Origin of the sequence: Duganella sp. BJB476, from assembly GCF_003416895.1 — a bacterium.
Classification (GTDB): Bacteria; Pseudomonadota; Gammaproteobacteria; order Burkholderiales; family Burkholderiaceae_D; genus Rugamonas.
Genome location: NZ_QVIO01000006.1, coordinates 262,415 through 282,870, shown reverse-complemented (window position 1 = coordinate 282,870; position 20,456 = coordinate 262,415). Strand labels below are relative to the sequence as shown.

Genomic DNA, 20,456 nt, shown 5'->3' with positions numbered 1-20,456 from the left:
AGAAGCACCATGAGTATCACGACTAAAAACCTGATCACCGCCGCCGCTACCGCCGCATTTGCTATCGCCGCCACGGCCACCACCGTCACCAACGCGTTTGCGCAGACCACCGCGCCGGCTGCGGCCACCACCACTTCCGCCGCCACCACCACCGCCGCGCAAACCGCCGTCGCCAACGGCGCGCTGGCGACCGCCACCAAAGCCCAACCGGCCGGCCTGACCCGCGCCCAGGTGCAGGCCGAGTTCCTCGAAGCGCGCAAGAACGGCACGCTGATCGAGACCGAAGCCGACATGGATGTCGCCCAGACCAAGAAACACTTCGTCAAGTAATTGGAAGCCAGCCCCATGAAATCGCCACGCGCCGTCCAGTCCTTCGCCCTCGCAGCCTGCGTGCTGGCGGTGCTGGCCGGTTGCGCCGACATGGGCAAGATCAAGCCGCAGGCGGTCGCGCTGAAACCGGCCGAACTGAATCCCGGCAAAGCCATCGCCGCCGCCAGCGCGAATGTCGCCTGGCCCGAGCAGCAATGGTGGGAAGCGCTGCATGACGCGCAGCTGAACCAACTGGTGGCCGCCGCGCTGGCCGACAACCCGACACTGCGCGCCACCCAGGCGCGCGTGCGCCAGGCCGAGTCGCTGGCCGGCGTCGCCAAGGCCGGCACGCTGCCGCAGGTGAGCGCCTCCGCCAGCGCCGACCGCGAACTGTATTCCGCGCACAGCACCGTGCCCGCTCCATTGGCCGGCAACTACGCGTGGAAGAACACGGCCGCGCTGTCCGGCTCCTACGACCTCGATCTGTGGGGCCGCAACCGCGATGCGCTGGCCGCCGCGCTGGACGAGGTGCACATGGCGTCGGCCGAATCGCAAATGGCGCGGCTGACGCTGGAATCGGCCATCGTGCGCAGCTACATCCAGCTGTCGCTGGAATACACGCTACAGGACAGCGTGGCGCAGAACCTGGCGCAGCGCCAGCGCATCCTGGAGATCACGCGCAAGCGCCGGGCCGCGGGCCTGGCCAGCGAGCTCGAAGTCGCGAGCATAGAAACCACGCTGCCGGCCGGACGGCGCGAGCATGAGCAGATCGGAGAATCGATCGCCCTGCTGCGCAACCAGCTGGCGGCACTGATCGGCAAAGGACCGGGCGACGGCGATGCGATCGCCCGGCCGATGCTGGCCCTCGACGCCGGCCATGGCGACGCGGTGCCGGCCTCGCTGCCGGCGGAACTGGTCGGCCACCGGCCCGACATCGCGGCCCAGCGCTGGCGCATCGAAGCGGCCAGCGCGCGCGTCGCCGGCGCCAAGGCCGATTTTTACCCGAACATCAACCTGGCGGCGTTCGTCGGCTTCCAGTCGCTGGGATTCACGCACTTCCTGGACGCTAACTCCAGCATGCGCGGCGTGACGCCGGCCATCAGCCTGCCGATCTTCGAAGGCGGCCGACTGCGCAGTCAACTCGGCAACCAGACCGCCCTCTATGACGGCGCGGTCGAGCAGTACAACGCCGCCGTGGTGCAGGCGATGGCCGACGTGGCCAACGCGGTGGTGCGCATCGAGTCGGTCCGGCAGCAGGACAGGCTGGCGCAGCGCGCCCTGGCCTCGGCCCGCCGCCAGCAGGAGCTGGCCGAACGCGCCTACCGCGCCGGCATGACCGACGCGCTGAACGTGATTAACGCGCAGTTGACGCTATTGAACGAAGAACAGCAGATGGCGCAAGTGGCTAGCAAACAACTAGATAACTACACATTGTTGATGACCGCGCTGGGTGGCGGCATAAAACTGGAATTGCCATGATGCTTAGATAGTACAATCAAAGCCTTTGAAAAACAGTGTGAGGAGCAGGCAATGAGCAGTTTTGAAGCGACTAAAAAACGCCTGAAAAACATCCATGCCCGAATGCCGGAGTTCCCCGAGGATTTGATGCGCGTCTTGCGTATGACTTACCACATCCAGAAAAGGATGAAAGACCTGAGCAACGCGGCGCTGCGCAAATATGAACTGGTCGACGCCAGCTACATGGTGTTGGCCGTGCTATACGGCTCGGACGACGAGACATCGACGGCATCCACGCTGGGCGAGGCCTGCATGGAAAAGCCGGCCAATCTGACGCGGGTGTGCAACGACCTGGAATCGCAAGGCCTGATCTCGCGCGGCAACCGCCCCGGCGACCGCCGCTGCGTGATGATCACGCTGACCGACGCCGGCCGCGAGCTGGCCGCCAAGGTGCTGCCGGAAGTCTGGGCGACCACCACCCGCGCCTACGACGGCTATACGGCCGAAGAAGTTAAAGTACTTGAAGCGCTGCTGAAAAGGCAGCTGGATAATCTCGAAGCATTGACATAGCCTGAACTGACGCCATGAACCCTCCCCAAGCCGCCACTCCCCCCCAGGACCCAAGCGCGGCAAGGGGAGCGTTGCGCTGGCTGGCGGCGCAGACCGCCGGCTGGTTCAACACCGAGGGCGAGCGCTGGGTGTTCGTCGCCAAGACCATGCTGGCGTCCTTCTCCGCGCTGTGGCTGGCCTTCCGCCTCGGCCTCGACGCCCCCTACACCGCACTCGCCACCACCGTGATCCTGGCCCTGCCCAGCAGCGGCATGGTGCTGGAAAAGGCTTTCTACCGTTTTCTCGGCACGCTGGTCGGCTGCTCGGCATCGCTGCTGCTGGTGGCGCTGTTCCCGCAATCGCCGCCGCTGCTGTTCATCGGCGTGGCGGTGTGGATCGCCCTGTGCACCGGCGGCGCCGCCATGCACCGCAACCAGCAATCGTACAGCTTCGTCCTGGCCGGCTACACCGCCTGCATGATCGCCGTCCCCGCCATCGACGCGCCGGACCGCGTGTTCACGCTGGCCGTCACGCGCGTGACCGAGGTCGGACTGGGCATCATCTGCGCCGCCGTGGTGCACGATGTGGTCTTCCCGCGCCGCCATTCGCGCGCCGTGATGCGCACCGTGCAGGCGCGCTATGCCAGCTTCATCACCTTCTGCACGCAGGTGCTGGAGCAGCGCCTGACGCCGGCCGAGACGGAACTCAGCCACCTGAAGTTCGCCGCCGACATCGCCGCGCTGGAGTCGGGCCGCGCCGCCGCCTTCTTCGAGGCCGACCATCCTCGCTCGCATACGCGCCAGCTGCATGCCTTCAACGCCGCCTTCATGACGGTGCTGACCACCTTCTACACGCTGCACCGCCTGATCCACCGCCTGCGCGGCGCGGCTACGGCGCATGCGCAGCCGGTGCTGGAACTGGTCGAGCCGATGCACGCGCATCTGGCGCAAGCCATGGGCGACGAGCTGACGGCGGCACGCATGGCGCAGATGCGCGCCGGCCTGGCAAGCGACATCGGCGCCGCCCGCGCCCAACTGGCGGCAGCAGCAGGGACAACGACCGCGCCGCTCGAACGCGCGCAGCAGATCGACTTCGACACGGCGGTGGAACTGCTGGAACGCTACGTGCGCGACATGGAAGCCTTCACCGGCTTGTATCACGGCCTGGCGCAGGAAAAGCAGCAGCAGGTCAGCGATCCCGGCGCCTACACGCCGAAGACGCCGCCGGCCATCATCGCCGCCAGCGGCTTCCGCGCCGGCGCCACGCTGCTGCTGACGGCCGGCGTCTGGTACTGGCTGGCCTGGCCCTTTCTCGGCAACGCCATTTTGATGGCGACCATTTTCTGCGCGCTGGCCTCGTCGTCGCCGCGTCCGACCGCCATGGTGCAGCAGGTGCTGATCGGCTTCCTGGTGGCGACGCCGCTGGCCTTCGCCACCGAATTCTTCCTGGTCGCCCGCGCCAACGACTTCCCGACACTGATCATCGCCGCCCTGCCGATCTTCGTGCTTGGCAGCTATCTGATGACCAGCCCGCGCTGGGCCGGCGTGGGCATCGGCATCTGCATGTTCTGCGCCACGCTGGTGGTGCCGACCAACTTGATGCACTACGACGTGGAGAGCTTCATGAGCAGCGAACTGTCGCTGACGATGGGCGTGGCGGTGGCCTACCTGATGTTCAAGCTGGTCCTGCCGGAACACACGATGGGCCAGAAGGACCATGTGGCCGCCGCCCTGTGGCGCGAGGCGCAGGGCGCCTGCAGCGCGTCGCTGTACCGGCTGAAGCGGCGCTTCGACAACCGCGTGCGCGACCTGCTCAGCCAACTGAACGCAGCCTCCGGCCCGGCGCCCAACGAAGCCGCGCGCGCCGTGGTGCGCCAGGGACTGACCTTGCTGGAGCTGGGCCACGCCGTGATCGAGCTGCGCCAGCTGATCGCCAGCTCGCAGCCAGGCCCGGTGCCGGTGGCGCTGAAGCTGGTGGTGCGCCAGCTGGCCGCCTACCTGCGGGCGCCGGCGCGCGCCAGCGGCGAGACGGCGCTGCAATCGATACTGGACGCCGGCGCCAGCGTGCGCGCCGCCCTGCCCTCGGCCACGCCGGAACGCCAGCTGCGCCTGCACACCGCGCTGACCGACCTGCATTCCATTTACACGTCCCTGCTGGACCAGATCACTACAGGAGTAACCGGCCATGCCGCGTGAGATCGACTTTTTCGGCGTACTGCTGCCCGGCGTGCTGCCGCTGTTCCTCGTCAGCCTGGTGCTGCAAGTGGCGCTCGACAGCGCCTTGAGCCACCTCGGCGCCTACCGCCGCAGCTGGCATCCGGCGCTGGTGCGTCTGTGCCTGTTCGTCTGCATCTTCAGCGCCCTGCTGGTCACACTGTACAAATAAATTCAACTCAATCAGAAAGCCCGCCGTGAGTGCATCCAAAATCTTCCGCTTTTTCCTGACCATGCTGCTGCTGGCCGCCGCCCTGTGGATGGGACGCTCGGCCTGGGACCACTACATGGAATCCGCCTGGACCCGCGATGGCCGCATCAAGGCCGATGTGGTCACCATCAGCGCCGACGTCGCCGGCACCGTCACCGACGTGATGGTGCGCGATAACCAGCTGGTCAAGCAGGGCGACGTGCTGTTCGTGGTCGACAAGGCCCGCTACCAGAGCGCGCTGGTGCAGGCCAACGCCGTGCTGGCGTCGCAGCAGGTGGAGAAAGGCCGGCGCAGCAAGGAAGCCAATCGCCGCGCGGGGCTGGACAATTCCATCATCTCGGCCGAGAGCAAAGAGACGGCGGAATTCGCAGTCGGCACGGCGGCGGCGCAGTACCAGGCCGCGCTGGCGGCGCGCAACCTGGCGGAGCTGAACCTGGAACGCACGGTGGTGCGCGCGCCCGTCACCGGCTATGTCACCAACCTGAACGTGCACGCGGGCGACTTCGCCGCCGTCGGCGCGGCCAAGCTGGCGATGATCAACAGCGCCTCGTTCTATGTGGTCGGCTATTTCGAGGAGACCAAGCTGCCGCTGCTGAAGGTGAACGACGCCGTCGAAGTGCACCTGATGAGCGGCGCGGCCCAGCTGCAAGGCCATATCGAGAGCATCGCCCACGGCATCACCGACCGCGACGCCAACACCGGCCGCGAGCTGCTGGCCGACGTCAACCCGACCTTCAACTGGGTGCGGCTGGCGCAGCGGGTGCCGGTGCGCATCCACATCGACCAGCAACCGAAGGGGCTCGAACTGGTGGCCGGCACCACCTGCACGGTGGTGATCCACGGCTAAGGATATTTAGTTGTCGTTGACAACCAGAATTCAAGGATGCATTATTTGGTTGTGATTGACAACCAAATGATGCATATGCCAGTTCCAGCCGCTACGCTGCTACGTGAGATCGTCCGTCTGTATGTGCGCGACCAGCGCAAGCAGGCCAAATGTGGCGACGGCGCCTCGACCGTGCAATGCCATGTACTGACCGAATTGTTGCGGGAGGAAGGGTTGCCGCAGCAGGCGCTGGCTGAACGGCTGGGCCTGGACAAGGGCTGGATCAGCCGCGCCGTCGATACGCTGGTGACGGAGGGCTGCATCTCGAAACAAGCCAGTGAGCAGGACCGCAGAAGCGTCGTGCTGTCCCTGACGCCGGCGGGCCGGACCCGCGCCCGGCAGCTGGAACAGCAGTTGAACGATCACGCCGCGCAGTTGCTGGCACAGGTATCCCAAGACCACCACGCGCAAGTGCAAGAGTCGCTGCGACTGTTGCTGAACGCTCTAACGCTTGCGCCGACCGACCGGGCCGAGTGCGGTGCAACGGCCTTGCGGCCGGCGACCCGCCGCGACTGGCCGCAGATCAAGCGCATGCTGCTGGAAGAAGGTTTGCCGCAGGACGGGGCGCAAGAACACCTGGCGCAGTTTGTGGTCGGCGAGTCCGACGGCAAACTCGTATGCGCCGGCGGCCTCGAAGTGTACGGCGTCAACGCGCTGCTGCGGTCCGTAGTCGTCAAAGCCGGATCGCGCGACCAGGGCTGGGGCAGGCAATTGCTGACGTGTTTGACGGAACAGGCTTCCGGGCTAGGCGTCACCACCCTGTATTTGCTGACGACTACCGCAGCATCCTATTTTTCAAACCTGGGGTTCGTCGTGGTTTCCCGGAAGCGCATCCCCGATCAGTTGTATCAGTCCCACGAATTTCAAGGAGCCTGCCCCGCCAGCGCGACCGCCATGAAGATGCTTACTAGCGCGCGCCGGCGGCGTCGATGATGGCGCCGCTGACGTAGGACGATTGTGGGCTGAGCAGCCACAAGATCGTCTCGGCGATTTCCTCCGGCTGGCCGCCGCGCAGCATCGGCACGTTGGACTCCAGCCGCGCCACGCGGCCAGGGTCGCCGCCGCTGGCGTGGATATCGGTATAAATCATACCCGGGCGTACGCAGTTGACGCGAATGCCTTCGGCCGCCACTTCCTTCGACAGGCCCAGCGTCATCACGTCGATGGCGCCCTTGGACGAGGCGTAATCGATGTAGACATTCGGCGCCCCATGCCGGGCCGCGCCGGACGACAGGTTGACGATGCCGCCGCCCTGCCCGCCATCGGCGGTCGACATGCGCTTGACCGCCTCTTTGCAGCACAGGAAGTAGCTGATCACATTGGTGGTGAACACCCGCTGCAGGCGCTCCACCGACATCTCGGTCAAACGACACTGCTGCTCCAAGATGCCGACGTTGTTGACCAGCGCCGTCAGCGGCCCCAGTTCCTCGTCGATGGTCTCGAACAAACGCTGCACGTCGGCCTCCACGCTGACGTCGGCCTGCACGGCGATCGCCTCGCCGCCCTCGGCCACGATCTGCGCGCGCAGCTGCGCGGCCGCCTGCGCGTCGCGCAGGTAGTTGATGCACACCGCGTAGCCGCGCCGGCTCGCCATCAGCGCCGTCGCCGCGCCTATGCCCCGGCTGCTGCCGGTGACCAGTATCACTTGTTTCATCGTATGCCTTGTCACAGAAAAAAGCCCGCTGCTGCGGGCTGGTGTCATGCTTATTTTTCCGGGCTGACGTGGGTCAGCGCGTAGCCGACATGCTCCCACCAATGCTCGCGCGAGTGCACGGTGCGCAGGCACTTCTTGTCGAGCTCCCCCTTGAAGACGGGATCGGCGCACTGCTTGGTCATCAGCGCGTTGCGCTGGTTCTCGGCATTGCTCAACGCGATCAGCAGCCAGACGATGAAGCCCAGCGCCAGCACCGCCACGCTCCATGCCACGTGGTTGATGTAGGCCCATTCGAACAGGGTCTCGATGACCGGCGAGGATTCCTTGTAGATCTTCATGACCTCGCCCTCGGCAGCCTTGCGTTCATCGCTGATTTCTTTCATATCGTTCCTTACTTCTTGGCGGCGCGTTCCTGGGCCGACTTGGCAACCAGGCTATCCATCACCGCAAACATGGCGGCGTGCGCCTCGGGGACCGTCGCCAGGCCGTGGCCGGCGATGGCTGGCGAGGTCGTATAGTGACCATCGATCACCAGGGCCGGGGCACTGTCGAGTTTATACTGGTTTGCCACCTGCACGCCACGTTTCATCTTCGTTTGGACCGCGAAGGAGTTGAAAAATTCCAGATATTTGGCCTTGTCGACGCCATTCTTGACGACGAAGTCCAGGATGGACTGGTCGGTGTTGAGGCGGTTGTGCTCGACGTGCACGGCGTGGAAGAACTTTTCGTGCAGGCCGTTGCCCAGCGCGTTCATCGCTTCCAGCGTGAAGAAGGCCTTGGCTTGCGCATCCTCGCCCAGGTGCATGCGGCGGAACACGATCTTGTCTCCCTGCTTCTTGACCCAGCCCGCCAGCGGCGTTTCGAGCGCGTTGCAATGCGGGCAGTGGTACATGAACACTTCCAGCACTTCGACCTTCTTGCCGGTGTCCGGGCGGCTGGCCGCGTCCAGCGTGGTGAAGTCAACGCCGTTCTTGAAATCGGCGGCATGGGCGCCGGCGGCGGCGGCCATGAAGGCGGCGGTGGCAATCAGGGGGCGCAGCAGGCTCAGAAAACGCATAACAGTCCTTCAACAAGGTGAGTGGCAAACGCCGCGAGATTACCACCTTTTCCACGCTGTGCAAATGTCGGCGGAGTTAAGCCTCAGGGCCGGCGCCGGCGCGCCGTCTCCAGCCGCTCGCACAGCATGGCGACGCCGTCGGCGATGCGCGGCGTGGCGCGCACCAGCTGTTCGCCGTCCAGCATGAACAGGTTGCCGCGCTGGACCGCCAGCATGCCCTTGTACTGCTTCCAGATATTGATGCCGGATTCAGCGTCGTGCTGGTCGCCGCCGAAGATGGCTTCCGGGTTTTCCTGCAATACCGCCTCGGTGCTGACGGTGGGCGCCGGCACCTTGAGCGCGGCGAACACGTTCTGTCCGCCGCAGACGCGGATCGCGTCGCTGACGATGTGCTCACCGCTGAGGGTGAAGATCGGCTTTTCCCAGATTTGATAGAACACCCGCACCGTCGGCCGTTGCGCGTAGCTGGCCGACAGCTTGGCGATCCGCTGGCGGTAGTCCTGCGCCGCCTTGTGCGCGGCGGCCTCGGTGCCCATCAGCTGGCCCAGGCGGGTCAGACTGGTGGCCACCTGCTCCAGCTTTTGCGGATCGCTGTAGAAGATCGGGATGCCCAGGCTTTTCAGCTGCTCCAGCTGGCGCGCGGTGTTCCCGCTCTTCCACACCACCAGCAGGTCCGGGCGCAGCGCCAGCACGTGCTCCATGTCGATGGTGGCGTCGCTGCCGACCTGCGGGATGCGCTTGGCCGCTTCCGGGTAGTCGCTGTAGTTCATTACGCCGACCACGCGCTCGCCGCCACCGGCCGCGAACAGCAGCTCGGTGATGTGCGGCGCCATCGAGATGATGCGCTGCGCCGGCTTGGCGACGGCGACGCTGTTGCCGGCGTCGTCCTGCACCGTGACGGCGGCCTGCGCGCAGGCCGCCGTGCAGGCCAGCGCCAGCGCCAGTACTAGCGGCGAGGCCTGGCGAGCGGTCGTGGTCATGGCGCGCATCAGAACTCGTAGCGGGCCGACAGTTTCAGCTGGCGGCCGTCGGCGGTGTAGATGCCGCCCTGGATGCCCTTGTCGCAGCTGAAGGCTTGCGAGAAGTAGCGCTTGTCGGCCAGGTTCAGGCCCGACACCGCGAACTCCCATTGGCCCAGCTTGCGGGCATAACGCGCGTCCAACGTGGTGTAGGAAGGGATCTGCGCCGGGCACTTGTTGTCGAAGTCCGCGCCGTTGCGCTGGCTGTCGACCCACTGTGCGCCGACATCGGCGGTGTGGCCGCTGGCCAGGGTCCAGCTCAGGCGCGCGGTCAGCGTGTTCTTCGGCACCAGCACCATCTCCTTGCCGTTGTTGACGCCTTCGGTGAACTTGGCGTCCACGTGCTGGTAGTGCGCGGTCAGGTTCCAGGCGGCGTTGATGCGCTGCTCGGCGTCGATCTCGAAGCCTTCGCGGCGGGTCGGCGCCAGGTTGGTGTTGGCGTAGATCGTCGGATCGAAGAAGATCTCATTGGTCAGGTTGTGGCGGAACACGCGGCCGGTGATTTTCTGCGCGGCGGCACCATAGCTGACGCCCAGTTCCAGGTCGTGCGACTGCTGCGACAACAGCGGCTTGTTATAGTCAGGCGTCAGCGCGTTTTCATCGGAGTTGGCGACGCGGTAGCTTTGGCCGGCCTTGCCGTAGACGGTCAGGTGCGCCACCGGCACGTAACTCGCTTGCAGTTCCCACGCGTTCAGGCCTTGCGTCACCTTGTAGGCCTTGCTGCCAAAGCCGTTCAGCGGATCGCTGAAGTCTTTGTTGAATATCTCGCGGCGCACGCCGGCCGAAACGCGGCCTTCATGGGCGGCGTCGAAACGCAGTTCGTCACGGACGTACAGGGCTTTCGAGTGCTGCGTCGCATCGGCTGCGGAATACATGGCACTGGTGGTGGCGGTGCGGTTCCAGACGGTCCAGTCGAAGCCGGCCACCATCTCGTTCAGCAGGCCGCCGATCTCGCCCAGGCGACGCACGCGCGGCGAGAACTGGGTTTGCTTGCTATCGTAGGTGGTGACCGACGGCGGGCCGCCGAAGTTGTAAGCCGACTCCACCGTCTTCTTGCGGTACGACAGGTCGGCCGCCAGGTCGTAGGCGCCGATGCGGCGCTGGCCGAAGGCGGTGAGGCGGTCGCTATCGAGCTTGGCGTAATCGTCGGGCGTGCTGGCCTTGCGCGGATTGGCCTTGTAGTCGTCCTCGCTCAGCGAACCAGGAAGGCGCATGTCCTGGCGCGCGCCTTCGTAGCGGAAGCCCGCGCGGCCGGCGTTGTCGAACCATTGCGCGCCGCCGCTGAAGTGGGTGTGCTTGAATTCGTTGTTATCGCGGTAGTTGTCGGTGCGCTGGGTGTCCAGCGTGGCGTCGGCGGCGAAGCCGTCCCAGGCCTGGAAGCCGGAAACGCGCGCTTCGCCCGCGCGGAACTGGCCGCCCTCGACGAACACGCTGCCGCGGCGGCTGTTCTTTTCCGGGCGCTTGGTGACGATGTTGATCACGCCGCCGGTGGCGCCGTCGCCGTACAACACGCTGGCGCCGCCGCGCGTGATTTCGATGTGGTCCACGGTGTCGATCGGAATGGTCGACAGGATGGCGTTGCTCAGTTCATTTTCCGACAGGCGCACGCCATCCAGCACGATCACCATATTCTGGCTGCTGTTGGTGCCGAAGCCGCGCAGGTCCAGGCTGAAGTCCGGGCTGCCGTCCAGGCTTTGGCGGCCGTACACGCCGCCCACCTTGCGGATGGCGGAGTTGACGTCGTTGGCGCCGGCGCGCTGGATGTCTTCGGCCGTGATGACGACGGCGCCGATCGGCGTCAGCGCCGCGTTGGCGTCGAAGCGCGAGCCGGTGATGACGATGGGCGCGAGCACCTCGGAGATCTGGGCGGCGGCGGGAACGGCGGCGGTAAAGCACAGGGAGACGGCGGCGGCCAGCAGGCGCGGTTGGAAGGCGGAGGATTGCATGTCAGGTCATTTTCAAAAGAGACATCCGCCCGCGTCCCCGCAGGCTGGAAGTGTACGGAAGCCGCGCGGGCTTCCCCCTGTCTGGCCGATATCCGGGCTGGCAAGGCTGAACAAAGCCTCGCGTTACCGTTGCGGGGGCAGCACACCTTGGCCGTCGCGCCGTGGGCGCGGGCGGCCTTATGTTTCCCGTTTAACTGCACATGTGAGCACATGGGCAAGCACCAGAACCCCGGCATTATACGCGCGCGCCCCGGATCATTAACTTTTTAGATAGGACCTATCTACATTTCGTGCATTGATTGCAACGGCTACGGTCCTTATAGTGAGGTCATACTCATACCGGAGCTTTGCCATGAATCTGTTGCCAACCTATTTCCTGTCCCACGGCGGCGGCCCGTGGCCGTTCATGATGGACCAGGTGGGTCATCTGTACGGCCAGCTGGACGCCTCGCTGCGCGACATCCCGCGCCAGCTCGGCGTGACGCCGAAGGCGGTGCTGGTGATTACCGCGCATTGGGAGGAACGTGATTTCATGCTGTCGTCGTCGGCCAAGCCGACTATGATCTACGACTACGGCGGCTTCCCGCCGCATACCTACGAGGTGCGGTACAACGCACCGGGTTCGCCGGAGCTGGCGGCGCAGGTCCGGCAGCTGCTCGACGCGGGCGGCTTCCCGGCGCAGCTGGACGCGCAGCGCGGCTTCGACCACGGCACCTTCAGCGCCATGTACCCGATCTATCCGAATGCGGATGTGCCCATCGTGCAGCTGTCGCTCAAGCGCGGCCTCGATCCTTTGACGCATCTGGAAGTGGGCCGTTTGCTGGCGCCCTTGCGTGAGCAGGGGGTGCTGATCGTCGGCAGCGGGCTGAGTTACCACAACCTGCGCGCTTTCAACGCCCAAGGCGCGGCGGCCTCGCACGCCTTCGACGGCTGGCTGCGCGCGACCATGGCGCTGCCGCCGCAGGAGCGCGCGGCGCGCTTATTGGAATGGGAGCAGGCGCCGGCCGCGCGCATGGCGCATCCGCGCGAGGAGCATTTGCTGCCGCTGATGGTGGCCTTGGGCGCGGCGGAGAACGACGCGGCGACGGTCCCGTACCATGAAGAAGCGTTCATGGGATCGCTGGCCGTGACCAGCTTCCGCTTCGGCTAGTCCGCAGCTAGTACCAGCTCAGGTGCCGCGCTTGCCGTTGGCGTAGTCGGCGGCCTTGGCGGCGGCGATGGCGGCTTTCTCGGCGTTCTTGACGGCCATCTCGGCATCGTGCACCTCCAGCCGCCCCTTGCGGCTGGCCGGCGTCTCCAGCGAGATGCGGCCCAGGATGCCGCTGCGGTAGTCGCCCAGGAAGGTATGCGACGCCTTCTCGAAATCGAGGTCGCCGCCCTTCTGGCGGAAGCCGCGCTTGGCCGCCACGCCCTCCACCACCGCGATGCCGTCGAAGCTCTCGATGTCCTTGAAGCCGTAGCGCGCCACCAGCAGCTGCGGGTAGTACTTCAGCATCTCGTCGGCCAGGAACACCGCCACTTCCTCTTCGATCAGCGCGTTCGAGCCGATCGCGTGGCTGGCGGCCAGCATCAAGCCGTCGCTCGGCAGCGCGATCTTCGGCCACAGCATGCCCGGCGTGTCGACCAGGATGGTGTTCTTGTCCAGGTAAAGCTTCTGCTGCTGCTTGGTCACCGCCGGCTCGTCGCCGACCTTGGCCACCTTGCGCTTGAGCAGGGCGTTCATCAGCGTCGACTTGCCGACGTTGGGTATCCCCATGATCATGATGCGCAGCGGCTTGGTCGGCACGCCGCGGTGCGGCGCCAGCTGCTTGGCCAGTTCCGGCACGCGGGTGACGTCGGCCGGCTTCTTGGTGGTCATCGCGAACGCGGTCACGCCTTCCTGCGCGTTGTAATAGGCCACCCAGGCCGCCGTGGCGGCCGGATCGGCCAGGTCGATCTTGTTGAGGATCTTCAGGCACGGACGCTGGCGGAACTTGCGCAGCTCCTCCACCATCGGATTGGTGCTGGCCTCGGGCAGGCGCGCGTCGACCACCTCGATCACCAGATCGGTGTTCTCCATCTGCTCGGCCGCCTTTTTCTTGGCGGCGTTCATGTGCCCTGGGTACCATTGTATCGACATGCTCTGACCTTCAAAATCGTTCTGACAATCCGCTATTTTACCTGCTGGCTCGACTAGACTTCGGATATCATGAGGCGCTTTTCCTTTTTCCTGACCATATAAACAATATTATTTCTCCACCGGAGTGCTGAAGATGAGCATAGCTGCACCGTCCAACCCCAAGGAAATCACCGTTCGCGGGATTATCCTGGGCATACTGATTACGCTGGTCTTCACGGCGGCTCAGGTCTACCTGGGACTGAAAGTGGGTCTGACTTTCGCCACCTCGATCCCGGCGGCCGTCATCTCGATGGCGCTGCTGAGCGCCTTCAAGGATGCCACCATCCAGGAAAACAACATCGTCCAGACCATCGCCTCGGCCGCCGGCACGCTGGCCTCGGTGATCTTCGTGCTGCCTGGCCTGCTGATGATAGGCTGGTGGGCCAAGGTGCCGTTCTGGCCGACCTTCGGCGCCTGCGCCATCGGCGGCGTGTTGGGCGTGATGTACACCATGCCGCTGCGCCGCGCGCTGGTGTCGCAGTCCGACCTGCCCTACCCGGAAGGCGTGGCCGCCGCTGAAGTGCTGAAGGTCGGCATGGCCTCGCGCGCCGGCGCCGCCGAAGGCAAGGCCGGCCTGTGGGCCGTGATCTGGGGCAGCGTCGCTTCGGCGGTGTTCGCCGCCGGCGCCGCCGTCAAGCTGATGGCCGGCGAAGTGGCGATCTACTTCCGTACCGGCTCCGGAGCGACCGGCATCGGCGCATCGAGCTCGCTGGCGCTGATCGGCGCCGGCCACCTGATGGGCATCACGGTCGGCATCGCGATGCTGGCCGGCCTGGTCATCGCCTGGGGCATCATGGTGCCGTTGATGACCTCCCTGAGCCCGGCCGCCGCCGGCGTCGACGCCGCCACCCACGCGCTGGGCATCTGGTCCAAGGAAGTGCGCATGATGGGCGCCGGCGTGATTGGCATGGCCGCGATCATCACGCTGGCCGGCCTCGCCAAGCCTATCTTCGGCGGCCTGAAGTCGGCGATGGAATCGGCCCGCAAGGCCAAGCTCAATGGCGGCGTGCTCGATCGCACCGAACAGGACTTGCCGATCTTCGTGGTCGGCCTGGTCACGCTGCTGTCGATGGTGCCGGCCGGCTGGTTGCTGGCCAGCTTCCTGCAAGGCGGCCCGCTGGCGTCGTTGGCGTTCCCGCTGGTGGCGGTCGGCATCGGCTACATCCTGGTCGCCGGCATGTTCGCCGCCGCCGTCTGCGGCTACATGGCGGGCCTGATCGGTTCCTCGAATTCGCCGGTGTCCGGCATCGCCATCCTGACCATCCTCGGCGCCGCGCTGAGCGTGGGCATGGTCGGCCGCAGCATCATGGGTCCTGAAGTAGCCCAGGCGCTGATTGCCTACGCGCTGTTCGTGACCACCGTGGTGCTGGCCGTGGCCGTGATCGGCAACGACAACCTGCAAGACCTGAAGACCGGCCAGCTGGTCGACGCCACGCCGTGGAAGCAGCAGGTTGGCCTGCTGATCGGCGTGGTCGCCGGTTCGTGCGTGGTGCCACCGGTGCTGGAGCTGCTCAACCATGCGAACGGCTTTGTCGGCGCGCCCAATCTCAATTCGATCTCGGACCAGCCGCTGGCCGCGCCGCAGGCGTTGCTGATTTCGACCCTGGCCAAGGGCGTCATCGGCGGCCAGCTGCGCTGGGACCTGCTGGGCTACGGCGCGCTGGTCGGCCTGCTGCTGGTGGCGATCAACTTCGCCTTGAAGAAGTCCAGCAACGGCAAGTACTCGCTGCCGCCGCTGGGCGTGGGCCTGGCGATCTACCTGCCGAGCGCCGTGATCACGCCGGTGTGCATCGGCGCCGTGGCCGGCTACCTGTTCGACCGCGCGATGGAGCACAAGGTCGGCGGCGACACCGCCAAGCGCCTGGGCGTGCTGGTGATGTCCGGCTTCATCGTCGGCGAGAGCCTGTTCAACGTCGCGCTGGCCGGCTTGATCGTCGTCTCCGGCAAGGGCGAGCCGCTGGCCATCGCCAACTCGCTGAGCGAGGCGCAGGCCATGATCGTCGCGCTGATCCTCGGCATCGCCATGGTGTGGGGCTTGTACCGCTGGTCGGCCAGGAGCGGCCGCAACGTCGCCGCCTGATTCCGCAAGCCGCGCAACACCCAACGCCCTGCCGCCCGGCAGGGCGTTTTCATTTTAAGGGCGGATTCCATGCCGCCAGTATAGGCACCGGGTCCCAAAATCGGCGCGTGCGGCATTCGTGCTCGTTTGCTTGTCTCGTTCTGTCTCGTTTTGACTCGTTTGAACTTTGTGCGGCGCACAAGGTCTAACGAGACAGAACGAGACAAGACACGACACAACGCGCAAGGAGAACGAGCATGAATGCCGCAAGGACCTGTGAACTGCCACCCGCTGCATACTCCGAACTGGAAAATTTCCTGTGCAACAGCGGCAGCACGCTGTCGCCGCTGGAGGCGACCATCATCGCCATCCGCGAGTGGATGGAAAACAGCCGCGCGGCGGCGGCTCCGCTGCGCGGCTATCAATGGAAGCTGCTGTTCATTCCAGAAAAGAGCCGCTTGCGCATGAGCTACGAAGGCGAGTCGTACTACGCCGAAGTGGTCGACGAGGAAATCATCTTCCGGGGCGATGCCGTGTCACCGCGCCAGATGGCCGTGCAGATTGCAGGCGATGGCCGCAACGCGTGGCGCGACCTGTGGATACTGCTGCCCGGCGAAAAAAACTGGGCCAATGCCGCCCGCCTGCGCAACCAGCTGCAACAGCACGCCGCCAGGCAGCCCCTGTCCGCCGCCGACGCCATGACCGTCGCCGCGAAATCGATGAGCGATGCCCTGAACACCGCCTTAGCGCTGGTGGAACACGCCAACCATCAATCGCAAAACACGCTGGAGCGCCGTCTACCCCGCTATCGCCGCGAATACGACCAGCTGACCGACGATCACTGACAGGCAGCACGACGCAGATCTGCGCTCACAGGTCGGCCAGCGCCTTCACATGCGCCACCACGCTGCGCCCCAGCGCCGACAGGTTGTAACCGCCTTCGAGGCAGCTGACGATGCGGCCCTTGGCGTACAGCCGGGCCACCTCCATCACCTGCTGCGTCATCCACGCATAATCGGCTTCCACCAGGCCCATGCCGCCGATGTCGTCCTCGCGGTGGGCGTCGAAGCCGGCCGAGATGAAGATCATCTCCGGCTGGAACGCGTGCAGCGCCGGCAGCCATTGCTCCAGCACGATCTGGCGCACGGCGTCGCCCTTGGTGTGGGCCGGCACCGGCACGTTGACCATGTGCGCGCTGATCGGCTCCGGCTCGGAGTACGGATAAAACGGATGCTGGTAGAAGCTCACCATCAGGGCGCGCGGCTCGTCGAGCAGCGCCTCCTCGGTGCCGTTGCCGTGGTGGACGTCGAAATCGACCACCGCCACCCGCGCCAGGCCGCGCGCGTCGAGCGCGTGCTTGGCCGCCACGGCGACGTTGTTGAACAGGCAGAAGCCCATCGGCTCCACCGGCCGCGCATGGTGGCCGGGCGGACGCACCGAGCAGAAGGCGTTGGCGATCTCGCCGTCGATCACGGCGTCGGTCGCGGCCACGGCGGCGCCGGCGGCGCGCTGGGCGGCGCGCCAGCTGTAGTGGTTGAGCGAGGTGTCGCCGTCGATCGGATAGCTGTCGCCCGGCGCCGGCACGTTGTCGCGCACGATGGCGATGGCGTTGCGGCTATGGTTGCGCTCCAGGTCCGCGATCGCCACCAGCGGCGCCTCGCGGTGCTCCAGCAGGTCGTGGATGTGCGAGCCGATCAGCTGGTCGGCAATCGCTTGCAGGCGGGCGGGGGACTCGGGGTGCCACTCGCCCATGTCGTGGCGGGCGCAATCGGGATGGCTGTAAATGGCTGTGGTCATGTGGCGGATGTCTGCTGCTTGTAGGCGCTAATCTACCATAGATATCGCACAGGCCTCCAGCGCGAGATGGACAAAAAAACAATTGCCGAATATCATTGCCGATTATTTAACAACAAAGGTCATGCATGGCAGGTTATCCTTTCTTCCGCTCCCTGGCGCTGGCCTCGGCCGCGCTGCTCAGCCTTGACGGCCACGCCGCCGACGCCGCCCCGGCCGTCGCCAGCTTCTTCGACACGCCCCAGGTCAGCCAGGCGTCGCTGTCACCCAAGGGCGGCTACGTGGCCATCACCACCATGCTGGCTGGCGGCGTGCAGGCGCTGGCCGTGCGCGACACCACCGACCTGACCAAGGTGAGCGTCGTGGCCAAGACCGCCATCGAGCGCGCCGCCATCACCAGCATCCACTGGATCAACGAAAACCGCATCGGCTTCACGGTCAAGAACCTGGACAACGAATTCGAGGGCAACCTCGACGAGTTCGCCATCGACCGCAACGGCGACAACCGCGTGCACCTGATCGCCGGCAACTGGGGCCACCAGCAAAAGCAGCTCGGCAGCAATATGGTCAACCGCACCCTGACCGCCGAATACGCCTACCACGGCGTCACCCACGACGGCTCGGACGACATCCTGGTCGAGCGCTACATGTGGAACAATACCGATCTGGCGCCCGACCATTCGCGCCTGATGCGCCTCAACACCCGCACCCAGTCGCTGCGCAGCGCCTTCGAAGGCACCCAGCCGCCGGCGGTCCATGCCTGGCTCACCGACGGCAACGACGTGCCGCGCGTGGTCACCTCGCAAGTCAAGGGCCACTGCATCGCCTCCTACCGCAACGTCGACGACACCAGCTGGACCGAGATCAGCAATGGCGTCTGCTACCAGGACCAGCGTTTCGTGCCGCTGTTCTTCGACGGCGCCGACACGCTGTATGTGCGCGCCAACTACAAGGGCTACGCCGCGCTGTTCCGCTACAACCTGAAGACCATGAAGATGGACGCCGAACCCTTCGTCGAAACGCCGGGCTACGACTTCAACGGCGGCCCCGAAGTGGACCGCGTCACCAGGAAGCTGCTCGGCATCCACCTGCGCACCGACGCCGGCACCACCGCCTGGCTGGACCCGGTGATGAAGGCCGAGCAAGCCAGGATCGACGCCGCCCTGCCCGGCACCATCAACACCGTGCACTGCGCGCAGGACTGCGCCGCCAGCCCGGTGCTGCTGATCGCCTCCAACTCCGACCGCCAGCCGCTGCAATTCATCCTCTACACCCGCGCCACCGGAACCCTGGTCGGCCTGGGCGGCACCCATCCCGACCTCAAGCCGGCCGAAATGGGCCGGCGCAGCTTCCACCGCTACGCCGCGCGCGACGGCCGTTCGATCCCCGTCTACGTGACGCTGCCGGCCACCAAGGCCAGCGGGCCGCAGCCGGCCGTGGTGCTGGTGCACGGCGGCCCCATGTCACGCGGCGGCTCGTGGGAATGGGACGCCGAGGCGGCCTTCCTGGCCTCGCGCGGCTATGTCGTGATCCAGCCGGAATTCCGCGGCGGCACCGGCTTCGGCGCCGACCATTTCCGCGCCGGCTGGAAGCAATGGGGCGGCACCATGCAGGACGACCTGGCCGACGCCGCGCGCTGGGCCGCCCAGCAGGGCTGGGCCGATCCCCAGCGGGTGGCCATCATGGGCGCCAGCTACGGCGGCTACGCCACGCTGATGGGCCTGATCAAGGACCCGGCCGTGTTCCGCTGCGGCGTCGAATGGGCCGGCGTGACCGACATCAAGCTGCGCTTCACCTCCACCCAGTCGGACGCGTCGAAGGAAAACCTGGGCTACAGCATGCGCCTGCTGATCGGCGACCCCGACAACGCGGCCGACGCCGCGATGATGCGCCAGAACTCGCCGCTGCTGCGCGCCGCCGAGCTCAAGCAGCCACTGCTGATGGCGCACGGCTTGAAGGACCTGCGCGTGCCGATCGAGCACGCCAAGAGCTTCGCCGCCGCCGTCAAGGTCCACAACCCGAACGTGACCTCCATCATCTACAGCGATGAAGGCCACGGCTGGCGCCACCCGGAAAACAACATCGCCTTCTGGCAGCAGGTCGAGACCTTCCTCGACCGCAATCTGAAGCACGCCGAATAGCCGACCCGGCCGCATGGTATCGCCTGGGCAGTTTCTCGCATAGAATCTGTACAGCGCTCAACTCCCATCGATACCATGTACACAAAACTGCACGCCGTGGCCCGGCAGGTCGGCAGCATCATCGTCGGCAAGGAGCTGCACATCCGCCAGGCCCTGACCTGCCTGCTGGCCGGCGGCCACCTGCTGGTCGAGGACGTGCCTGGCGTGGGCAAGACCACCCTGGCGCACGCGCTGGCGATCTCGCTGGGGCTGCGCTTCAACCGCATCCAGTTCACCAGCGACCTGCTGCCGGCCGACGTCCACGGCATCTCCATCTACGAGCGCGAGCAGAACGGCTTCGTGTTCCACCCCGGCCCCATCTTCACCCAGGTGCTGCTGGCCGACGAGATCAACCGCGCCACGCCCAAGACCCAGTCCGGCCTGCTGGAGGCGATGGAAGAGCGCCAGGTCAGCGCCGACGGCGTCACCCGGCCGCTGCCGGAACCGTTCTTCGTCATCGCCACGCAAAACCCCACCCACCAGATCGGCACCTTCCCGCTGCCGGAATCGCAGCTGGACCGCTTCCTGATGTGTCTGTCGCTGGGCTACCCGGACGCCGCCGCCGAACGCGCGCTGCTGATGGGCGAAGACCGCCGCGTGCTGCTCAAGGCCCTGCAACCGGCGATGGCGCCGGCCGAGCTGGCCGAAGCGCAGCTGGCGCTCAAGCGCATCCACGCGGCGCCGGCGCTGATCGACTATGTGCAGGCGCTGGCCGCCGCCTCGCGCCAGAACGGCCTGTTCGCCGAGGGCATGAGCCCGCGCGCCGCCATCGCGCTGCTGCAGGCCGCGCGCGCCTGGGCCGCGCTCGAGGGCCGCGACCACGTGCTGCCGGAAGACGTGCAGGCGGTGCTGGTGCCGGTGTGCGCGCACCGGCTGCGGCCGCTGAAATCGGCGCACGGCGTGGCGCTGGCCAGCCGCGACCTGGTGCTGCAACTGCAAAAGTCGGTGCCGGTCTAGGCCGCC

General features: G+C 66.1%; 19 protein-coding genes and 1 riboswitch. Of the genes, 12 read left to right on the top strand and 7 right to left on the bottom strand.

Translation table 11 applies throughout. The features are described 5' to 3' along the window. Positions 1-9: 9 nt before the first annotated feature. Genes D0T21_RS23330 through arsN2 form a run of 7 tightly spaced genes read left to right on the top strand, consistent with a single transcriptional unit; the run spans position 10 to position 6,559 of the window. Entirely contained in the window at positions 10-330 is a 321-nt protein-coding gene (locus tag D0T21_RS23330; RefSeq protein ID WP_116992906.1) for a DUF4148 domain-containing protein, read from the top strand. Between the two features lie 15 nt (positions 331-345). Then, positions 346-1,788 (top strand): efflux transporter outer membrane subunit, encoded by a 1,443-nt coding sequence (locus tag D0T21_RS23325; protein ID WP_116992905.1) that lies wholly within the window; start codon positions 346-348, stop codon positions 1,786-1,788. Between the two features lie 51 nt (positions 1,789-1,839). After that, positions 1,840-2,337 carry a MarR family winged helix-turn-helix transcriptional regulator gene (locus tag D0T21_RS23320; protein WP_116992904.1) on the top strand — a complete coding sequence of 166 codons (498 nt, stop codon included), beginning with the start codon at positions 1,840-1,842 and terminating at the stop codon, positions 2,335-2,337. A 14-nt stretch (positions 2,338-2,351) separates the two neighbouring features. Then, positions 2,352-4,511, top strand: a complete 2,160-nt coding sequence (locus D0T21_RS23315; RefSeq protein ID WP_116992903.1) for an FUSC family protein — start codon at positions 2,352-2,354, stop codon at positions 4,509-4,511. Then, positions 4,501-4,701, top strand: coding sequence for a DUF1656 domain-containing protein (locus D0T21_RS23310; RefSeq protein ID WP_116992902.1), 201 nt, complete (start codon positions 4,501-4,503; stop codon positions 4,699-4,701). Before D0T21_RS23315 ends, D0T21_RS23310 begins: the two co-directional genes overlap by 11 nt. Positions 4,702-4,726: 25 nt before the next feature. Then, complete coding sequence (locus D0T21_RS23305; protein WP_116992901.1) at positions 4,727-5,587, top strand: efflux RND transporter periplasmic adaptor subunit; 861 nt, start codon at positions 4,727-4,729, stop codon at positions 5,585-5,587. Between the two features lie 36 nt (positions 5,588-5,623). Beyond that, positions 5,624-6,559 (top strand): arsenic resistance N-acetyltransferase ArsN2, encoded by a 936-nt coding sequence (gene arsN2, locus D0T21_RS23300; RefSeq protein WP_116992900.1) that lies wholly within the window; start codon positions 5,624-5,626, stop codon positions 6,557-6,559. Here arsN2 and D0T21_RS23295 read toward each other — a convergent pair. The 5 genes from D0T21_RS23295 to D0T21_RS23275 all read right to left on the bottom strand — a co-directional run bounded on the left by D0T21_RS23295 (position 6,534) and on the right by D0T21_RS23275 (position 11,302). Then, positions 6,534-7,280: an SDR family oxidoreductase gene (locus D0T21_RS23295; protein WP_116992899.1), complete on the bottom strand. Its 747-nt coding sequence runs from the start codon at positions 7,278-7,280 to the stop codon at positions 6,534-6,536. The genes arsN2 and D0T21_RS23295 overlap by 26 nt on opposite strands. A 50-nt stretch (positions 7,281-7,330) precedes the next feature. Next, positions 7,331-7,663: a hypothetical protein gene (locus D0T21_RS23290; protein ID WP_116992898.1), complete on the bottom strand. Its 333-nt coding sequence runs from the start codon at positions 7,661-7,663 to the stop codon at positions 7,331-7,333. A gap of 8 nt (positions 7,664-7,671) precedes the next feature. Beyond that, positions 7,672-8,337 carry a thiol:disulfide interchange protein DsbA/DsbL gene (locus D0T21_RS23285; protein ID WP_116992897.1) on the bottom strand — a complete coding sequence of 222 codons (666 nt, stop codon included), beginning with the start codon at positions 8,335-8,337 and terminating at the stop codon, positions 7,672-7,674. Positions 8,338-8,420: 83 nt separating this feature from the next. Then, the gene (locus D0T21_RS23280; protein ID WP_116994541.1) at positions 8,421-9,326 is read right to left on the bottom strand and encodes a cobalamin-binding protein; all 906 of its coding nucleotides are present in this window, start codon (positions 9,324-9,326) and stop codon (positions 8,421-8,423) included. Beyond that, a complete protein-coding gene (locus D0T21_RS23275; RefSeq protein ID WP_116992895.1) occupies positions 9,326-11,302 on the bottom strand; it encodes a TonB-dependent receptor in 1,977 nt (658 codons plus the stop codon). Before D0T21_RS23275 ends, D0T21_RS23280 begins: the two co-directional genes overlap by 1 nt. 65 nt (positions 11,303-11,367) lie before the next feature. After that, a riboswitch (cobalamin riboswitch) is annotated at positions 11,368-11,543 on the bottom strand. Positions 11,544-11,654: 111 nt separating this feature from the next. Here D0T21_RS23275 and D0T21_RS23270 point away from each other — a divergent pair. Continuing rightward, complete coding sequence (locus D0T21_RS23270) at positions 11,655-12,452, top strand: class III extradiol ring-cleavage dioxygenase (protein ID WP_116992894.1); 798 nt, start codon at positions 11,655-11,657, stop codon at positions 12,450-12,452. An 18-nt stretch (positions 12,453-12,470) separates the two neighbouring features. Here D0T21_RS23270 and ylqF read toward each other — a convergent pair whose 3' ends face one another. Next, positions 12,471-13,421: a ribosome biogenesis GTPase YlqF gene (gene ylqF, locus D0T21_RS23265; protein WP_116992893.1), complete on the bottom strand. Its 951-nt coding sequence runs from the start codon at positions 13,419-13,421 to the stop codon at positions 12,471-12,473. 133 nt (positions 13,422-13,554) lie between these two features. Here ylqF and D0T21_RS23260 point away from each other — a divergent pair, with 133 nt between their 5' ends. Both D0T21_RS23260 and D0T21_RS23255 read left to right on the top strand, forming a co-directional pair. After that, on the top strand, positions 13,555-15,540 hold the full coding sequence (locus D0T21_RS23260) for an OPT family oligopeptide transporter (RefSeq protein WP_116992892.1): 1,986 nt from the start codon (positions 13,555-13,557) through the stop codon (positions 15,538-15,540). A gap of 236 nt (positions 15,541-15,776) precedes the next feature. Further along, positions 15,777-16,364, top strand: a complete 588-nt coding sequence (locus tag D0T21_RS23255; protein ID WP_116992891.1) for a hypothetical protein — start codon at positions 15,777-15,779, stop codon at positions 16,362-16,364. A 25-nt stretch (positions 16,365-16,389) separates the two neighbouring features. On the opposite strand, the gene D0T21_RS23250 is transcribed toward D0T21_RS23255, so the two are convergent. Then, the gene (locus tag D0T21_RS23250; protein ID WP_116992890.1) at positions 16,390-17,316 is read right to left on the bottom strand and encodes a histone deacetylase family protein; all 927 of its coding nucleotides are present in this window, start codon (positions 17,314-17,316) and stop codon (positions 16,390-16,392) included. 125 nt (positions 17,317-17,441) lie between these two features. Between D0T21_RS23250 and D0T21_RS23245 the strand changes: the two genes are divergently transcribed. Both D0T21_RS23245 and D0T21_RS23240 read left to right on the top strand, forming a co-directional pair. Beyond that, complete coding sequence (locus D0T21_RS23245; RefSeq protein WP_116992889.1) at positions 17,442-19,454, top strand: S9 family peptidase; 2,013 nt, start codon at positions 17,442-17,444, stop codon at positions 19,452-19,454. A gap of 75 nt (positions 19,455-19,529) precedes the next feature. Beyond that, entirely contained in the window at positions 19,530-20,450 is a 921-nt protein-coding gene (locus D0T21_RS23240) for a MoxR family ATPase (protein WP_116992888.1), read from the top strand. The last annotated feature ends 6 nt before the right edge of the window (positions 20,451-20,456 follow it).